The 13,709-nt window shown below is 62.1% G+C and carries 16 protein-coding genes; 14 read left to right on the forward strand and 2 right to left on the reverse strand.

Annotated features, from left to right (window positions below):
- The first annotated feature begins 13 nt into the window (after positions 1–13).
- The 9 genes from PBDP_RS08035 (at position 14) to PBDP_RS08075 (ending at position 8,668) form a co-directional block, all read left to right on the forward strand.
- Complete coding sequence (locus tag PBDP_RS08035; RefSeq protein ID WP_060738635.1) at positions 14–799, forward strand: protein phosphatase CheZ; 786 nt, start codon at positions 14–16, stop codon at positions 797–799.
- A gap of 30 nt (positions 800–829) precedes the next feature.
- The gene (locus tag PBDP_RS08040; protein ID WP_109751359.1) at positions 830–3,085 is read left to right on the forward strand and encodes a chemotaxis protein CheA; all 2,256 of its coding nucleotides are present in this window, start codon (positions 830–832) and stop codon (positions 3,083–3,085) included.
- Between the two features lie 48 nt (positions 3,086–3,133).
- The gene (locus PBDP_RS08045; RefSeq protein ID WP_109751360.1) at positions 3,134–4,264 is read left to right on the forward strand and encodes a protein-glutamate methylesterase/protein-glutamine glutaminase; all 1,131 of its coding nucleotides are present in this window, start codon (positions 3,134–3,136) and stop codon (positions 4,262–4,264) included.
- Entirely contained in the window at positions 4,264–5,004 is a 741-nt protein-coding gene (locus tag PBDP_RS08050; RefSeq protein WP_003199135.1) for a flagellar motor protein, read from the forward strand. The genes PBDP_RS08045 and PBDP_RS08050 overlap by 1 nt, the downstream gene beginning before the upstream one ends.
- Before the next feature lie 15 nt (positions 5,005–5,019).
- On the forward strand, positions 5,020–5,904 hold the full coding sequence (gene motD, locus PBDP_RS08055; RefSeq protein ID WP_109751361.1) for a flagellar motor protein MotD: 885 nt from the start codon (positions 5,020–5,022) through the stop codon (positions 5,902–5,904).
- A 49-nt stretch (positions 5,905–5,953) separates the two neighbouring features.
- Positions 5,954–6,745 carry a ParA family protein gene (locus tag PBDP_RS08060; protein ID WP_018606550.1) on the forward strand — a complete coding sequence of 264 codons (792 nt, stop codon included), beginning with the start codon at positions 5,954–5,956 and terminating at the stop codon, positions 6,743–6,745.
- Between the two features lie 96 nt (positions 6,746–6,841).
- On the forward strand, positions 6,842–7,714 hold the full coding sequence (locus PBDP_RS08065; RefSeq protein ID WP_109751362.1) for a CheW domain-containing protein: 873 nt from the start codon (positions 6,842–6,844) through the stop codon (positions 7,712–7,714).
- A gap of 72 nt (positions 7,715–7,786) precedes the next feature.
- Complete coding sequence (locus PBDP_RS08070; RefSeq protein WP_003199144.1) at positions 7,787–8,272, forward strand: chemotaxis protein CheW; 486 nt, start codon at positions 7,787–7,789, stop codon at positions 8,270–8,272.
- Positions 8,273–8,668 carry a DUF2802 domain-containing protein gene (locus PBDP_RS08075; RefSeq protein WP_060738629.1) on the forward strand — a complete coding sequence of 132 codons (396 nt, stop codon included), beginning with the start codon at positions 8,273–8,275 and terminating at the stop codon, positions 8,666–8,668.
- A gap of 170 nt (positions 8,669–8,838) precedes the next feature.
- Here the strand turns inward: PBDP_RS08075 and PBDP_RS08080 are convergent, their stop codons facing one another.
- A complete protein-coding gene (locus tag PBDP_RS08080) occupies positions 8,839–9,168 on the reverse strand; it encodes an EscU/YscU/HrcU family type III secretion system export apparatus switch protein (protein WP_109751363.1) in 330 nt (109 codons plus the stop codon).
- Complete coding sequence (gene fliK, locus PBDP_RS08085) at positions 9,165–10,736, reverse strand: flagellar hook-length control protein FliK (protein ID WP_109751364.1); 1,572 nt, start codon at positions 10,734–10,736, stop codon at positions 9,165–9,167. Before fliK ends, PBDP_RS08080 begins: the two co-directional genes overlap by 4 nt.
- 197 nt (positions 10,737–10,933) lie before the next feature.
- On the opposite strand from fliK, the gene ccmA reads away from it, so the two are divergent.
- From ccmA to ccmE, 5 genes are all read left to right on the forward strand, one after another.
- Entirely contained in the window at positions 10,934–11,569 is a 636-nt protein-coding gene (ccmA, locus tag PBDP_RS08090; protein WP_109751365.1) for a cytochrome c biogenesis heme-transporting ATPase CcmA, read from the forward strand.
- Positions 11,566–12,234: a heme exporter protein CcmB gene (gene ccmB, locus PBDP_RS08095; RefSeq protein ID WP_109751366.1), complete on the forward strand. Its 669-nt coding sequence runs from the start codon at positions 11,566–11,568 to the stop codon at positions 12,232–12,234. The genes ccmA and ccmB overlap by 4 nt, the downstream gene beginning before the upstream one ends.
- A 94-nt stretch (positions 12,235–12,328) precedes the next feature.
- Positions 12,329–13,084 (forward strand): heme ABC transporter permease, encoded by a 756-nt coding sequence (locus PBDP_RS08100; protein ID WP_109751367.1) that lies wholly within the window; start codon positions 12,329–12,331, stop codon positions 13,082–13,084.
- Positions 13,081–13,257 (forward strand): heme exporter protein CcmD, encoded by a 177-nt coding sequence (gene ccmD, locus PBDP_RS08105; protein ID WP_109751368.1) that lies wholly within the window; start codon positions 13,081–13,083, stop codon positions 13,255–13,257. The genes PBDP_RS08100 and ccmD overlap by 4 nt, the downstream gene beginning before the upstream one ends.
- On the forward strand, positions 13,254–13,709 hold the full coding sequence (gene ccmE / locus PBDP_RS08110) for a cytochrome c maturation protein CcmE (RefSeq protein WP_109751369.1): 456 nt from the start codon (positions 13,254–13,256) through the stop codon (positions 13,707–13,709). The genes ccmD and ccmE overlap by 4 nt, the downstream gene beginning before the upstream one ends.

A 13,709-nucleotide genomic window follows, 5' to 3' on the forward strand; every position in this document is an offset into this window, starting at 1 on the left:
CCACGGGGGAGCTATGGACAACGAATCTTCAATGGGCGATTTCGAATCGACCCTGAAAAAACATGCCCGCGAACTGGTCGACAGCCTTGAAAAAGGTCGCTTTGGCGATGCGGTTCAAATGATCCATGAGCTCAACCAGACCCGTGACCGCGGTCTGTATCAGGAAGTGGGCAAGCTCACGCGTGAACTGCACAGCGCGATTGTCAATTTCCAGATCGACCCGCATATGCCGCAGGCCGAGGAAGTCTCGCAGATCACCGACGCCACCGAGCGTCTGGGGTATGTGGTCAAGCTGACCGAGGCCGCGGCCAACCGCACCATGGACCTGGTGGAAAGCGCAACGCCGCTGGTCAATGGCCTGAGCGAAGAAGCCCAGGCCTTGAGCACCGACTGGGGTCGGTTCATGCGTCGAGAAGTCGGCGCTGAAGAGTTTCGGGAACTGGCCCGTCGGGTCGACGGTTTCCTGACGCGCAGCAGCACCGAGAACCGCGCCGTAGCAAGCAACCTCAACGACATTCTGCTGGCCCAGGACTATCAGGACCTGACCGGCCAAGTGATCAAGCGTGTGACCCAACTGGTCACCGAAGTGGAAAGCAACCTGCTCAAACTGGTGTTGATGGCCAGCCAGGTCGACCGCTTTGCAGGTATCGAACACGACCGTGAAGCGATGCTTGCTGAAAAAGATCCACAAAAACATCTCTCTCAGGGTGAAGGTCCGCAAATTCATGCCGATAAAAGAGAAGACGTTATGTCCGGTCAGGACGATGTGGACGATTTGCTGTCCAGCCTTGGATTCTGAGTTTTAGCCCTGTTTTAGGAGCAGCCATTAATGAGCTTCGGCGCCGATGAAGAGATCCTTCAGGATTTCCTGGTTGAGGCCGGCGAGATTCTAGAGCAACTGTCCGAACAGCTGGTCGAGCTGGAAAGCCGACCTGATGATGCGGATCTGCTCAATGCAATTTTTCGCGGTTTCCACACTGTAAAAGGAGGCGCCGGCTTCCTCCAGCTCAACGAGCTGGTGGAGTGCTGTCACATTGCCGAGAACGTGTTCGACATCCTGCGCAAGGGTGAGCGTCGCGTTGATTCGGAACTGATGGACGTGGTGCTTGAAGCGCTGGATGCGGTCAACAGTATGTTCAGCGAAGTGCGTGAGCGCTCGCCGATTACCCCTGCCACCCCCGAGCTGCTCGCCGCGCTGTCGCGCCTGGCCGAGCCGCAATCGGCTGACGAAGCGGCGCCGGTTGCCGAGGCAGTGGTCGAAGAACCGGTCGCCGAGGAATCGGGCGACATCACCGATAACGAATTCGAACAACTGCTGGACTCCCTCAACACCGTCAAGGCCCAGGCCGAGGCGCCGGCCGCTCCGGTTGCACCCGCTGCGCCGGCCGCCGATGGGGCTGCCAGCGATGAAATCACCGATGCCGAGTTCGAGTCGCTGCTCGACCAGCTTCATGGCAAGGGCCAGTTCGCACCTGATGCCGTCGTCCCGTCGGCGGCCCCGGCCGCCCCGAAAGCCGCGGGCGACAGCTCGGACATCACCGACGACGAATTCGAAGCATTGCTCGATCAGTTGCATGGCAAGGGCACCTTTGCCGTGGACGCACTGGATTCGGCCATCGCTTCGGCGCCGACACCGGCCAAGCCTGCTGCCGCTGCCGCGGGTAGCGACCTGATCAGCGACCACGAATTCGAATCACTGCTCGATGAGCTGCATGGCAAGGGCAAGTTCAGCGAAGTCGGTACCGCTTCTGCCGCGCCTGCCGCCGCCACTGCGGCAGCACCCGCGGCCAAGGCTGTGCCCAAACCCGCGGCCAAGGCACCGGAACCCAAGGCCGAGCCCGCCAAGCCCGCCGCTGCTGCCCCGGCACCCGCCCGCGCTCCAGCGGCTGCGCCAGCGGAAAAACCGGCCAGCGAAGCCGAAACCACCGTTCGGGTCGATACCGCACGCCTGGACGAGATCATGAACATGGTCGGCGAGCTGGTGCTGGTGCGTAACCGTCTGGTGCGCCTGGGCCTCAACAGCCAGGACGAAGCCATGTCCAAGGCCGTGTCGAACCTCGACGTGGTCACGGCGGACCTGCAGACCGCGGTCATGAAGACCCGCATGCAGCCGATCAAGAAAGTCTTCGGGCGCTTCCCGCGCCTGGTTCGTGACCTGGCTCGCCAGCTCAAGAAAGAAATCAACCTGGAACTGGTGGGTGAAGAGACCGATCTCGACAAGAACCTTGTCGAGGCCCTGGCCGACCCGCTGGTCCACTTGGTGCGCAACGCGGTCGACCACGGTATCGAGTCGCCGGAAGAGCGCGAAGCTTCAGGCAAGGTCCGCAGCGGCAGGGTGATCCTGGCTGCCGAGCAGGAGGGCGACCACATCCTGCTGTCGATCTCCGACGATGGCAAAGGCATGGACCCGAACGTATTGCGTTCCATCGCGGTGAAACGCGGTGTGATGGACAAGGATGCCGCCGACCGCCTGAGCGACACTGAGTGCTACAACCTGATCTTTGCCCCGGGCTTCTCGACCAAGACCGAGATTTCCGACGTGTCGGGCCGTGGCGTGGGCATGGACGTGGTGAAAACCAAGATTTCCCAGCTCAACGGTTCGATCAATATCTACTCGACCAAGGGCCAGGGCTCGAAGATTGTCATCAAGGTTCCGTTGACCCTGGCGATCATGCCGACCCTGATGGTGATGCTGGGCAACCAGGCCTTCGCTTTCCCGCTGGTCAACGTCAACGAGATCTTCCACCTCGACCTGTCGCGCACCAACGTGGTGGACGGCCAGGAAGTGGTGATCGTGCGGGACAAGGCACTGCCACTGTTCTACCTCAAGCGCTGGCTGGTCAGCTCCGCGGCCCATGTGGAGCAGGGCGAAGGCCATGTGGTGATCCTTTCGGTGGGCACCCAGCGGATCGGCTTCGTCGTCGACCAGTTGGTGGGCCAGGAAGAAGTGGTCATCAAGCCGTTGGGCAAGATGCTCCAGGGCACCCCGGGCATGTCCGGCGCCACCATCACCGGCGACGGCCGCATCGCGTTGATTCTCGATGTGCCAAGCATGCTCAAGCGTTACGCCGCCCGGCGTATTTGATTCTGGAGGGGCGTGGCCCAGGGCCGCGCCTCGTCTAACGGAGTGTTTATGGTAGTTAAAGTCCTGGTGGTGGACGATTCGGGGTTTTTCCGCCGCCGCGTCTCGGAAATTCTTTCGGCGGACACGAGCATTCAGGTCGTCGGTACCGCGACCAACGGCAAAGAGGCGATCGATCAGGCCCTGGCACTCAAGCCGGACGTGATTACCATGGACTACGAGATGCCGATGATGGATGGCATCACGGCCGTGCGGCATATCATGCAGCGCTGCCCGACTCCGGTATTGATGTTCTCGTCCCTGACTCATGAAGGCGCCCGGGTAACCCTCGATGCGCTGGATGCCGGGGCGGTGGATTTCCTGCCGAAAAATTTCGAAGACATTTCGCGCAACCCCGACAAGGTCCGGCAGTTGCTGTGCGAAAAGGTCCACAGTATTTCCCGCAGCAACCGGCGTGTCAGTGCCTACAGCGCACCCGCGCCAGCCCCTGTCGTGGCGCCAAGCCCGGCGCCGACGTCGTCGGGCAGCTTCAATCCAGCCCCGGTACGCAGCGCTCCGGCACCGACTCCTGCCCGTCCGGCGCCCGCCGCCACTGCGTCGTCGCCGGCCCCCAAGCGTAAAGCCTACAAGCTGGTCGCCATCGGCACGTCCACGGGTGGCCCGGTGGCGCTGCAACGGGTCCTGACCCAGTTGCCGGCCAATTTCCCGGCCCCCATCGTGTTGATCCAGCACATGCCGGCGGCGTTCACCAAGGCTTTTGCCGAACGCCTGGACAAGCTGTGCAACATCAGCGTCAAGGAAGCCGAGGATGGCGACATCCTGCGTCCCGGCCTGGCGTTGTTGGCGCCAGGTGGCAAGCAGATGATGATCGACGGCCGTGGCGCGGTGAAAATCCTGCCGGGCGACGAGCGCCTGAACTACAAGCCTTGCGTGGACATTACCTTCGGTTCCGCGGCCAAGTCCTACGGTGACAAAGTTCTGGCGGTGGTGCTCACCGGCATGGGCGCCGACGGTCGTGAAGGTGCGCGCCTGCTCAAGCAGGGCGGCAGTGCGATCTGGGCCCAGGACGAAGCCAGCTGCGTGATCTACGGCATGCCGATGGCCATCGTAAAAGCTGATCTTGCCGACGCAGTGTACGGGTTGGACGACATCGGTAGACACCTGGTCGAGGCCTGCCTGTAATGGATGTGCTCAGCCTGATCGGCATCATCATGGCGTTCGTCGCCATCATTGGCGGCAATTATCTGGAAGGCGGTCACCTGGGGGCGCTGGCCAACGGCCCGGCGGCATTGATCGTGCTCGGTGGCACCATTGGCGCTGCGTTGTTGCAGTCGCCCATGAGTGCTTTCAAGCGCGCCATGCAAGTGCTGATCTGGATCCTGTTTCCGCCGCGGGTCGACCTGGCCGGCGGTATCGACCGGGTAGTGAACTGGAGCCTGACCGCTCGCAAGGAAGGCTTGCTGGGGCTGGAAGGGGTGGCCGATGCCGAACCCGACAGCTATTCGCGCAAAGGCCTGCAATTGCTGGTGGACGGTGCCGAGCCGGAAGCCATCCGCAGCATCCTGGAAGTGGACTTCTACACCCAGGAAAGCCGCGATATCGAGGCGGCCAAGGTATTCGAGAGCATGGGCGGCTACGCGCCGACCATTGGTATTATCGGTGCGGTGATGGGGCTGATCCATGTAATGGGCAACCTGGCCGATCCGTCGCAGCTGGGCAGCGGCATTGCCGTGGCGTTCGTCGCCACGATCTACGGTGTGGCGAGTGCCAACCTGGTGCTGTTGCCCATCGCGGCCAAGCTCAAGTCCATCGCGTTGCGCCAGTCGCGCTATCGCGAAATGCTGCTGGAAGGGATCCTGTCGATCGCCGAAGGTGAAAACCCACGTTCCATTGAATTGAAGCTGCAAGGCTTCATGGACTGATGGGGAGCATGGACCATGGCACGTCGCAGGCATCGTGAAGAACACGTCAACCATGAACGCTGGCTGGTTTCCTATGCCGATTTCATTACGTTGCTGTTCGCCTTTTTCGTGGTCATGTATTCGATTTCGTCGGTCAACGAAGGCAAGTACAAAGTCATTTCCGAGGCGTTGATCGGCGTTTTTACCGACTCCGACCGCGCCCTCAAGCCGATCCCTATCGGCGACGAGCGGCCCAAGAGCAGCACCCCGGCCAAACCTTTGATCAAGGACAGCGAACAGGTCGATGCCGGTATCGCCGGTGGCAGCGACCCGTTGAAAAGCATCGCCGACGACATCAGCGCCGCGTTCGGTGACTTGATCAGCTCCAACCAGATGACCGTACGCGGCAACGAGTTGTGGGTCGAGATCGAGCTCAATTCCAGCCTGTTGTTCGGCAGCGGCGACGCGATGCCCAGCGACATGGCCTTCAACATCATCGACAAGGTGGCGGCGATCCTGAGGCCCTTTGACAATCCGATCCATGTCGAAGGCTTTACCGACGACCAGCCGATCCGTACTGCGCAGTACCCGACCAACTGGGAACTGTCCTCGGCCCGTTCGGCGAGCATCGTGCGCATGCTGGCGATGCAGGGTGTGAACCCTGGGCGCCTGGCATCGGTGGGCTACGGCGAGTTCCAGCCGGTCGCCAACAACGCCACTGCCGAGGGGCGTGCGCGCAACCGGCGGGTGGTGCTGGTGGTGTCGCGTAACCTCGATGTGCGTCGCAGCCTGACCGGTACCGGTACGGCCAATGCAACCCCGGATGCGGCATTGAAGCGGGCTGGCACACAAACTGCACCGGCTCCGGTCAAGCCGCCGGGAAGACAGAGTGCCGTCAATTCTCCGTCACCCGCTTTATAACCGAGCTATTTCTCGGTCGAGCCTGTTTCGGCCGGGAGGAACGATCCGAATGAGAGTCTGGGCAGTCGCCAATCAAAAAGGTGGTGTGGGCAAGACCACATCTTCCATCGCTTTAGCCGGGTTGCTGGCCGAGGCGGGCAAGCGCGTGGTCATCGTCGACCTGGACCCCCATGGCTCGATGACCAGCTATTTCGGCTACGATCCCGATAGCCTGGAGCACAGCAACTACGACCTGTTCCTGCACAAGGGCGTTGTGCCCGAGGGCTTGCCGGGGCAGTTGCTGTTGTCCACCAGCGACGAGCGAATTTCCCTGTTGCCCTCGAGCACCGCCTTGGCCACCCTGGAGCGACAGTCGCCCGGGCAGAGCGGCCTGGGCCTGGTGATCGCCAAGAGTCTGGCGCAGCTGTGGCAGGATTTCGATTACGCGATCATCGACAGCCCGCCGTTGCTGGGTTTGCTGATGGTCAATGCCTTGGCTGCCAGCCAGCAACTGGTGATCCCGGTACAGACCGAGCACTTGGCGGTCAAAGGCCTGGAGCGGATGGTCAATACCCTGGCGATGGTCAACCGCTCGCGCAAGCAGACGCTGGCCTTCAACATCGTGCCGACCTTGTTCGATCGTCGCACCCAGGCGTCCCTGGGTACCCTGCGCGTGTTGCGGGACATGTACCCGGATGACATCTGGCAAGGCTATATCCCCGTCGATACCCGTCTGCGCGACGCCAGTCGTGCCGGAGTGACCCCTTCGCAGTTCGATGGCAAGAGCCGTGGCGTGTTGGCCTACCGGGCGCTGCTCAAGCACCTGCTGGCCCAGCAGCTTGTTCCGCAGCAGGTGGCTTAACGTGACGAGGCTTTCCACTGGCACTGTGTTCGCTTGCGAACGCTCAAGTCCTACCGCATTCATGCCGATAACCTCTTCAAGTGGCGCACTGTTCCCATGAGCCGCCCGATTAAGACAACCTCGCGTCCGCAAATGGCCCTGCAATCCTATCTGGATGGGCTGTTGCAGGAAGCGACCGAAGAATTGCCACCGCAGCCAAGCGTGATCGAGGCGTTGCCCGAGCACGTCGAAGCCAAGGGTGTGCTGGACGAATTTCAAGCGGCCGTGCTCGAAGAGCAGGCCCGTGACGCACAGAAATCAGTAATGGCGGCAGCGGTCGAGGCACCGTTTATCAAGCCTCAGGTGGCGGTAATGGATGCGCCTGCGCCGATCCTGGCGCCGGTCTCCACCGTTGCCCCGCTGTTGCAGGGCCTGGTGACGCCGGTGGTGGAAGTCCACTTGCCGCCGAGCAATCCGCCGCCACCGGTGCCGGGCGACGACCGTCCGGCCTGGGCTGCCGAGCCGTTCGAGTGTTTGTTGTTCGATGTGGCCGGGTTGACCCTGGCGGTACCGCTGGTATGCCTGGGATCGATTTATTCCCTGGCCGGGCAGGAATTGACGCCGTTGTTCGGCCAGCCGGAATGGTTCCTCGGGATCCTGCCGAGCCAGGCCGGCAACCTGAAGGTGCTGGATACCGCGCGCTGGGTCATGCCGGACCGTTATCGCGATGACTTTCGCCAGGGCCTGCAATACGTGATTTCGGTGCAGGGGTACGAGTGGGGGTTGGCGGTGCATCAGGTCAGCCGTTCGCTGCGCCTGGACCCGAACGAGATCAAGTGGCGCAGCCATCGAGGGCAACGGCCATGGCTGGCCGGTACGGTGATCGAACACATGTGCGCCTTGCTGGACGTTTCCGAACTGGCGGAACTGATCGCCAGCGGCGGGGCAAAACACCTGGGCGGCAGCAAGCCGGTCCGGAAACCGAAATAAGACAACCGGTGGCGCGCAGCGTCGCCGGACAGAATACACGCCGCCACAGGCGGTTTTTCGAGGGGTCAGGGTATGAATGATAAGGCGTCGTCTCAAAAGGGTTCTGAAGATCCGATTCTGCAATGGGTGACCTTCAAGCTCGATAACGAAACCTACGGCATCAACGTGATGCGCGTTCAGGAAGTGCTGCGCTATACCGAGATCGCCCCGGTACCGGGTGCACCGAGCTACGTGCTGGGCATCATCAACCTGCGTGGCAACGTGGTCACCGTGATCGATACCCGTCAGCGCTTCGGCCTGATGAATGCCGAGATCAGCGACAACACCCGGATCGTCATCATCGAAGCCGACAAGCAAGTGGTTGGCATCATGGTCGACAGCGTCGCCGAAGTGGTTTACCTGCGCCAGTCGGAAATCGAGACTGCGCCGAACGTGGGTAACGAAGAGTCGGCCAAGTTCATCCAGGGCGTGTGCAACAAGAACAACGAGTTGCTGATCCTGGTTGAACTGGACAAGATGATGAGCGAAGAAGAGTGGTCGGAACTGGAGAGTATCTGATTGATTCTTGAGGTAGCAGTCATTGTCCTGTTCCTTTTCTGGGCAGGCACGCTGGCGATGTTCCTGGCGTACATACGCGGCCAGCGGCAGATCGCCGCTCAACAGGCCCAGGGCGATGCGCTGCGCGACCAGCGCATCAAGGACCTGGCCAAGCGCGTCGACGATTACCAGAACGGCACCGTGCGCATGGGCGAAGCGCTCCATGAGCTGCGTGCCGTGGTCGCGCCGTTGCCGGATAAACTTGCCCAGCTGGAACAGCGCGACCCCTCCAGCCTGTCCTTCGCCCAGGCCGCCCGCCTGGTGGGCATGGGCGCCAGCGTCGATGAACTGACCCAAGCCTGCGGCCTGACCCAGGCCGAGGCGGAGTTGATGAGCAAGCTGCACCGGGGCGGCTGATCGCTTTACCTCGATCCAACTGTGGGAGCGAGCCTGCTCGCGATAGCGGTGTGTCAGTCAATATCAATGTTGGCTGGCAGGACCTCATCGCGAGCGAGCTCGCTCCCACAGGTTTTTCTAGTGCTCACACACTGATCGTTCCAGCCAGCACACCGCCCTGGTGGCTGTGATCAGTAATCGTCGCCACGCTCGGTCACATCCTTCTCGACACTCGGCGCATTCGGGTCATAGCCCTGGGGAAACTTGCCCTTGAGGTTCCAGGCAAACGCGATGATCTCGGCAATCGTGCGGTACAGCTCTTCTGGAATGCTGTCCCCCAGTTCCATCCGCGCCAACAACTTCACCAACTCGGCGTTTTCATAGATCGGTACTTCGCTTTCGCGGGCGATGCGCAGGATTTCCTCGGCCAGGGCTTCGTCGCCCTTGGCGGTGAGGGTCGGGGCGTGATGGCCATCGTACTTGAGGGCGATGGCCTGGCGGGGTTCGGTGTGGGTTGTCATGCGGTTTCGTCCACCCAGCGTTGTTCCAGGCGAGTCTTGGGGCCTTGGGGCGGGGTGCCGAGGTGGCAATCCAGTTCGCCGACGTTCAGGCCGCAGGTTACCAGGCGCTCGCGTAATGCGGTCAGGTTGCTTTCGATCAGGCTTGCGGTGTACGGCCGCTCTGCCCACAACTGGCTGGACAGGCTGCCGCTGAGCAACTGTGCCTGAACCTGCAACGGGCCGAGCGGTTCCATGTCGAACGCCAATTCCACCCGCCAGAGCTGCTGTTTCGGCTCGCGTTCTTCCCGGCGATCCTGTGGTTGCTCCCGGGGCGGGGTTTCCTCGCGCTGGAACTTGACCTGCAACGGCACGATGTCCTGCAGGTTGCGCATCGGGATTTCCAATTGCCAGGTGCTCATCAGCCGACCGTCGTCGGTCAGGCCGGTCTGTTCCAGGCTCGACAACTGATGGCTTTGCAGGCGTGACACAGCGGCTGCGGCCAGGCGTAGCAGGTGTTCCAGGTCGCCGCCTTCGTCCTGCTCTTTCAACAGGCGCGAGGGCAGTGGAAAGCTGGTGGGTTGCGGTTTGGCGCTGACCTGGCCGAGCATCCCCAGGGCGCTGCGCACGAAACTGGGCAGGACCTGGGCCAGCGTGTTGGCGGCAATGATGGCGCCGAGGTTGGTGGAGGCGGGCAGGGCCGGTGTCAGTTGGGCGATCAGTTTCAGCAGGTCGCCTTTCATGTCCGGCGCCAGGCTCGGTGGTTGCCCGGCGAGCAATTTGCTTTCCAGGAACACCCCGCTGGCGACCATGGCCTGGGCCAGGCCTTTGGGCGTGCTCAGTTGCTGGACATCCGGCAGGCCAGCCAGCAAACGAGTCACCGCGGCGCGCAGCTCGGTGCCGGTGTCGTCAGTGACCGGCAGGTTTTGCAGGGCGGTGATCAGGCTGTCCAGCGAACCCTGGCGGCTCACTTGGGTGACCAGTTGCTGGCTCACCGCCAATTGCTCGTGGCGGTTGCTCAGAGGAACGAATTTCAGCGTCTGGGCATCTTGCACCTGAGCGCTCAAGAGCGTGCCGATGCGCAGCGGTTGCGGGCTGTCGATGTCCAGGGTGCTGCCAGCCTGGGCGGTGTTGAGCAGGCTCACCAATGATCGATAGACCGCCGGCTGCCCGGGCAATGAGGGCAGCGCCTGGCTGGTCAGTACCTTGCCTTGCAGCAACGTGCCGACCGGCATTTGCGCCGTGTCGATGCGGGTCAAGGTGGCGACGCTGGAGGCCACGGCCTGTTGCACGGCGATCGCCAGGTTGCTGGCGGACGGCTGGGTCACGGCCAGGCTGGTGCCCTGGGGCAGTGGCTGGCTGCTGGTGGCCTGCACGGTGGTCTGGCGGCCGCTCTCCAGGGTGACCTTGAGCAGCAACTGGAAAGTCTGGTCGGCCTGCTTGAGCGAGAGCACTTCGGCCTGGGCGGTCTGGCCCGAGCTGATCAGACCTTCGGTCGGCACCAGCAGTTTGAGCAGCTCGCCACTGACCACCGGCGTACGCGTCGTCGCGGTGGGCTGGGGCAGCGGCAGGATGTTCATGTCGCCTGTCATTTGCGGTCTTACCTGGGAAAATAAGCCCTCTTTAGAGTAGGGCATGACATGTATAATGCCGCCCGTCTTTCAGGGAGTGGCGAAAACCTTGCAATTGTTTGACGCAGCTCTGTGGAACAGGTCGTCAAAGCATCTATGCTGCACCTCTTTAACGGCCGCTGCACCGCCGACTTGAACCGTATAAGGCCCGCGATCCCTTGACCAGTCCTCTCCTGCAAACCGTTGGCCTCGCCTGTGAGCGAGACTTGCGACTGCTTTTCGAAAATCTCGAATTGAGACTCTCGCGTGGCGATATGGTGCAGATCAGTGGTCCCAACGGCAGCGGCAAGACCAGCCTGCTGCGCCTGCTGGCCGGCCTGATGCAGCCCACCGCAGGCCAGGTGTTGCTCAATGGCCAGCCCTTGCACAGCCAGCGCAGCGAACTGGCCCGTAACCTGCTCTGGATCGGCCATGCCGCCGGTATCAAGGATTTGCTGACCCCCGAAGAAAACCTCAGTTGGCTGTGCGCGTTGCATACGCCGGTCGGGCGCGAGGCGATCTGGCAGGCGTTGGCGGCTGTAGGGCTGCGCGGTTTCGAAGACGTGCCGAGCCACACCTTGTCCGCCGGTCAGCAGCGCCGAGTGGCCCTGGCCCGGTTGTACCTGGACAGCCCGCCGTTGTGGATTCTCGACGAACCGTTCACCGCCCTGGACAAGCAGGGCGTCGCCCAGCTCGAGGAACACCTGGCCCGGCACTGTGAAAACGGCGGCATGGTGCTCTTGACCACCCACCACACGCTGGCGCGAATGCCAGCCGGTTATCGCAACATTGATCTGGGGAACTGGGCCGTATGAGTGTGTTTGGCCTGTTGCTTGCCCGCGAGGCGCGCCTGCTGTTCCGTCGTCCGGCCGAATTGGCCAATCCACTGGTGTTCTTCGCGATCGTCATCGCACTGTTCCCGTTGGCGGTCGGTCCAGAAACTCAATTGTTGCAAACCTTGTCTCCGGGACTGGTCTGGGTCGCCGCGCTTTTATCGGTCCTGCTCTCGCTGGACGGGCTTTTCCGCAGTGATTTCGAAGACGGTTCACTGGAACAGTGGGTCCTTTCGTCGCACCCCCTGGCCCTTCTGGTTTTGGCCAAGGTACTGGCACACTGGGTTTTTTCCGGACTGGCACTGGTGCTGCTCTCGCCGCTGCTGGCGATGATGCTGGGGCTGCCCGGCGCGTGCATGCCGGTGCTGCTGGTATCGCTGTTGTTGGGCACGCCGGTGCTGAGCCTGCTTGGTGCGGTGGGCGCGGCGTTGACGGTGGGGTTGAAGCGCGGCGGCCTGTTGCTGGCGTTGCTGATCCTGCCGTTGTATATCCCGGTCCTGATCCTGGGCAGTGGTGCCTTGCAGGCGGCATTGCAAGGCATGCCCGCGATCGGTTATCTGCTGTGGCTTGGGAGCCTGACCGCCCTGGCGATAACCTTGACACCCTTTGCAATAGCCGCTGGCCTGAAGATCAGCGTCGGCGAATAATAACGAGGCCTGGTCAGAAACTGACCACTTCTTTGGAAGTAAAGGCCGCCCCGGCGGTTCGTGATGGCGAGCCGCAACCGTGATGGAAACAGTAATGAACTGGACCTGGTTTCATAAGCTCGGCTCACCCAAGTGGTTCTACGGCATCAGCGGCAAACTGCTCCCATGGTTGAGCATCGCGGCACTGTTGCTGATTGGTTCTGGCGTGGTCTGGGGCCTGGCCTTCGCACCGCCGGACTACCAGCAAGGCAACAGCTTCCGCATCATCTACATCCACGTGCCCACGGCGATGCTGGCCCAGTCCGTCTACGTGATGCTGGCGGTGTGCGGTGTGGTCGGGCTGGTGTGGAAGATGAAGCTGGCCGACGTGGCCTTGCAGTGCGCCGCGCCCATCGGTGCCTGGATGACCGCGGTGGCGCTGGTCACCGGTGCGATCTGGGGCAAGCCGACCTGGGGTTCGTGGTGGGTCTGGGATGCGCGACTGACGTCGATGCTGATCCTGCTGTTCCTGTACTTCGGTCTTATTGCGCTGGGCAACGCCATCAGCAATCGTGACAGTGCCGCCAAGGCCTGTGCGGTGCTGGCGATTGTCGGCGTGATCAACATCCCGATCATCAAGTACTCGGTGGAGTGGTGGAACACCCTGCACCAGGGCGCGACCTTCACCCTCACCGAAAAACCGGCGATGCCCGTCGAAATGTGGCTGCCGCTGTTGCTGACCGTGCTGGGTTTCTACTGTTTCTTCGGCGCGGTGCTGCTGCTGCGCATGCGCCTGGAAGTGCTCAAGCGTGAGTCCCGGACCAGTTGGGTGAAGGCCGAAGTACAGAACAGCCTGGAGGTCGCTCGATGAGTTTCGCTTCATTCGGCGATTTCCTCGCCATGGGCCATCATGGCCTGTATGTCTGGTCAGCCTATGGCATCTGCCTGGTGGTGCTGGGCCTCAACGTGGCGGTGCCGATCCTGGCCCGCAAGCGGTATCTGCAACAAGAGGCGCGTCGTCTGCGCCGGGAGAACGGTCAGTGAATCCGCTGCGCAAAAAACGTCTTGTCATCATTCTTGCGATCCTGGTGGGTGTCGGTGCCGCGGTCGCCCTGGCCCTGAGTGCCTTGCAGCAGAATATCAACCTGTTCTACACCCCGACCCAGATCGCCAACGGCGAAGCGCCCAAGGACACCCGCATCCGCGCCGGCGGCATGGTGGAAAAAGGCTCGCTGGTGCGCTCCGGGGATTCGCTGGACGTGAAATTCAATGTCACCGACTTCAACAAGACCGTGACCATCACCTATCGCGGCATCCTCCCGGACCTGTTCCGCGAAGGGCAGGGCATCGTCGCCCTGGGCAAGCTCAACGCCGATGGCGTGGTGGTGGCCGACGAAGTGCTGGCCAAGCACGACGAAAAATACATGCCGCCGGAAGTGACCAAGGCCTTGAAAGACAGCGGCCAGTCGGCGCCCGCTCCCGTGAAAGAGGGTTGA

The organism is Pseudomonas sp. St290, assembly GCF_018325805.1.
Lineage (GTDB): Bacteria > Pseudomonadota > Gammaproteobacteria > Pseudomonadales > Pseudomonadaceae > Aquipseudomonas > Aquipseudomonas bijieensis.

Coding starts and splice junctions, on each gene's coding strand:
- PBDP_RS08035 (WP_060738635.1), top strand. CDS start 14: ATGGACAACGAATCTTCAATGGGCGATTTCGAATCGACCCTGAAAAAA.
- PBDP_RS08040 (WP_109751359.1), top strand. CDS start 830: ATGAGCTTCGGCGCCGATGAAGAGATCCTTCAGGATTTCCTGGTTGAG.
- PBDP_RS08045 (WP_109751360.1), top strand. CDS start 3,134: ATGGTAGTTAAAGTCCTGGTGGTGGACGATTCGGGGTTTTTCCGCCGC.
- PBDP_RS08050 (WP_003199135.1), top strand. CDS start 4,264: ATGGATGTGCTCAGCCTGATCGGCATCATCATGGCGTTCGTCGCCATC.
- motD (WP_109751361.1), top strand. CDS start 5,020: ATGGCACGTCGCAGGCATCGTGAAGAACACGTCAACCATGAACGCTGG.
- PBDP_RS08060 (WP_018606550.1), top strand. CDS start 5,954: ATGAGAGTCTGGGCAGTCGCCAATCAAAAAGGTGGTGTGGGCAAGACC.
- PBDP_RS08065 (WP_109751362.1), top strand. CDS start 6,842: ATGAGCCGCCCGATTAAGACAACCTCGCGTCCGCAAATGGCCCTGCAA.
- PBDP_RS08070 (WP_003199144.1), top strand. CDS start 7,787: ATGAATGATAAGGCGTCGTCTCAAAAGGGTTCTGAAGATCCGATTCTG.
- PBDP_RS08080 (WP_109751363.1), bottom strand. CDS start 9,168: ATGACAACCCACACCGAACCCCGCCAGGCCATCGCCCTCAAGTACGAT.
- fliK (WP_109751364.1), bottom strand. CDS start 10,736: ATGACAGGCGACATGAACATCCTGCCGCTGCCCCAGCCCACCGCGACG.
- ccmB (WP_109751366.1), top strand. CDS start 11,566: ATGAGTGTGTTTGGCCTGTTGCTTGCCCGCGAGGCGCGCCTGCTGTTC.
- PBDP_RS08100 (WP_109751367.1), top strand. CDS start 12,329: ATGAACTGGACCTGGTTTCATAAGCTCGGCTCACCCAAGTGGTTCTAC.
- ccmD (WP_109751368.1), top strand. CDS start 13,081: ATGAGTTTCGCTTCATTCGGCGATTTCCTCGCCATGGGCCATCATGGC.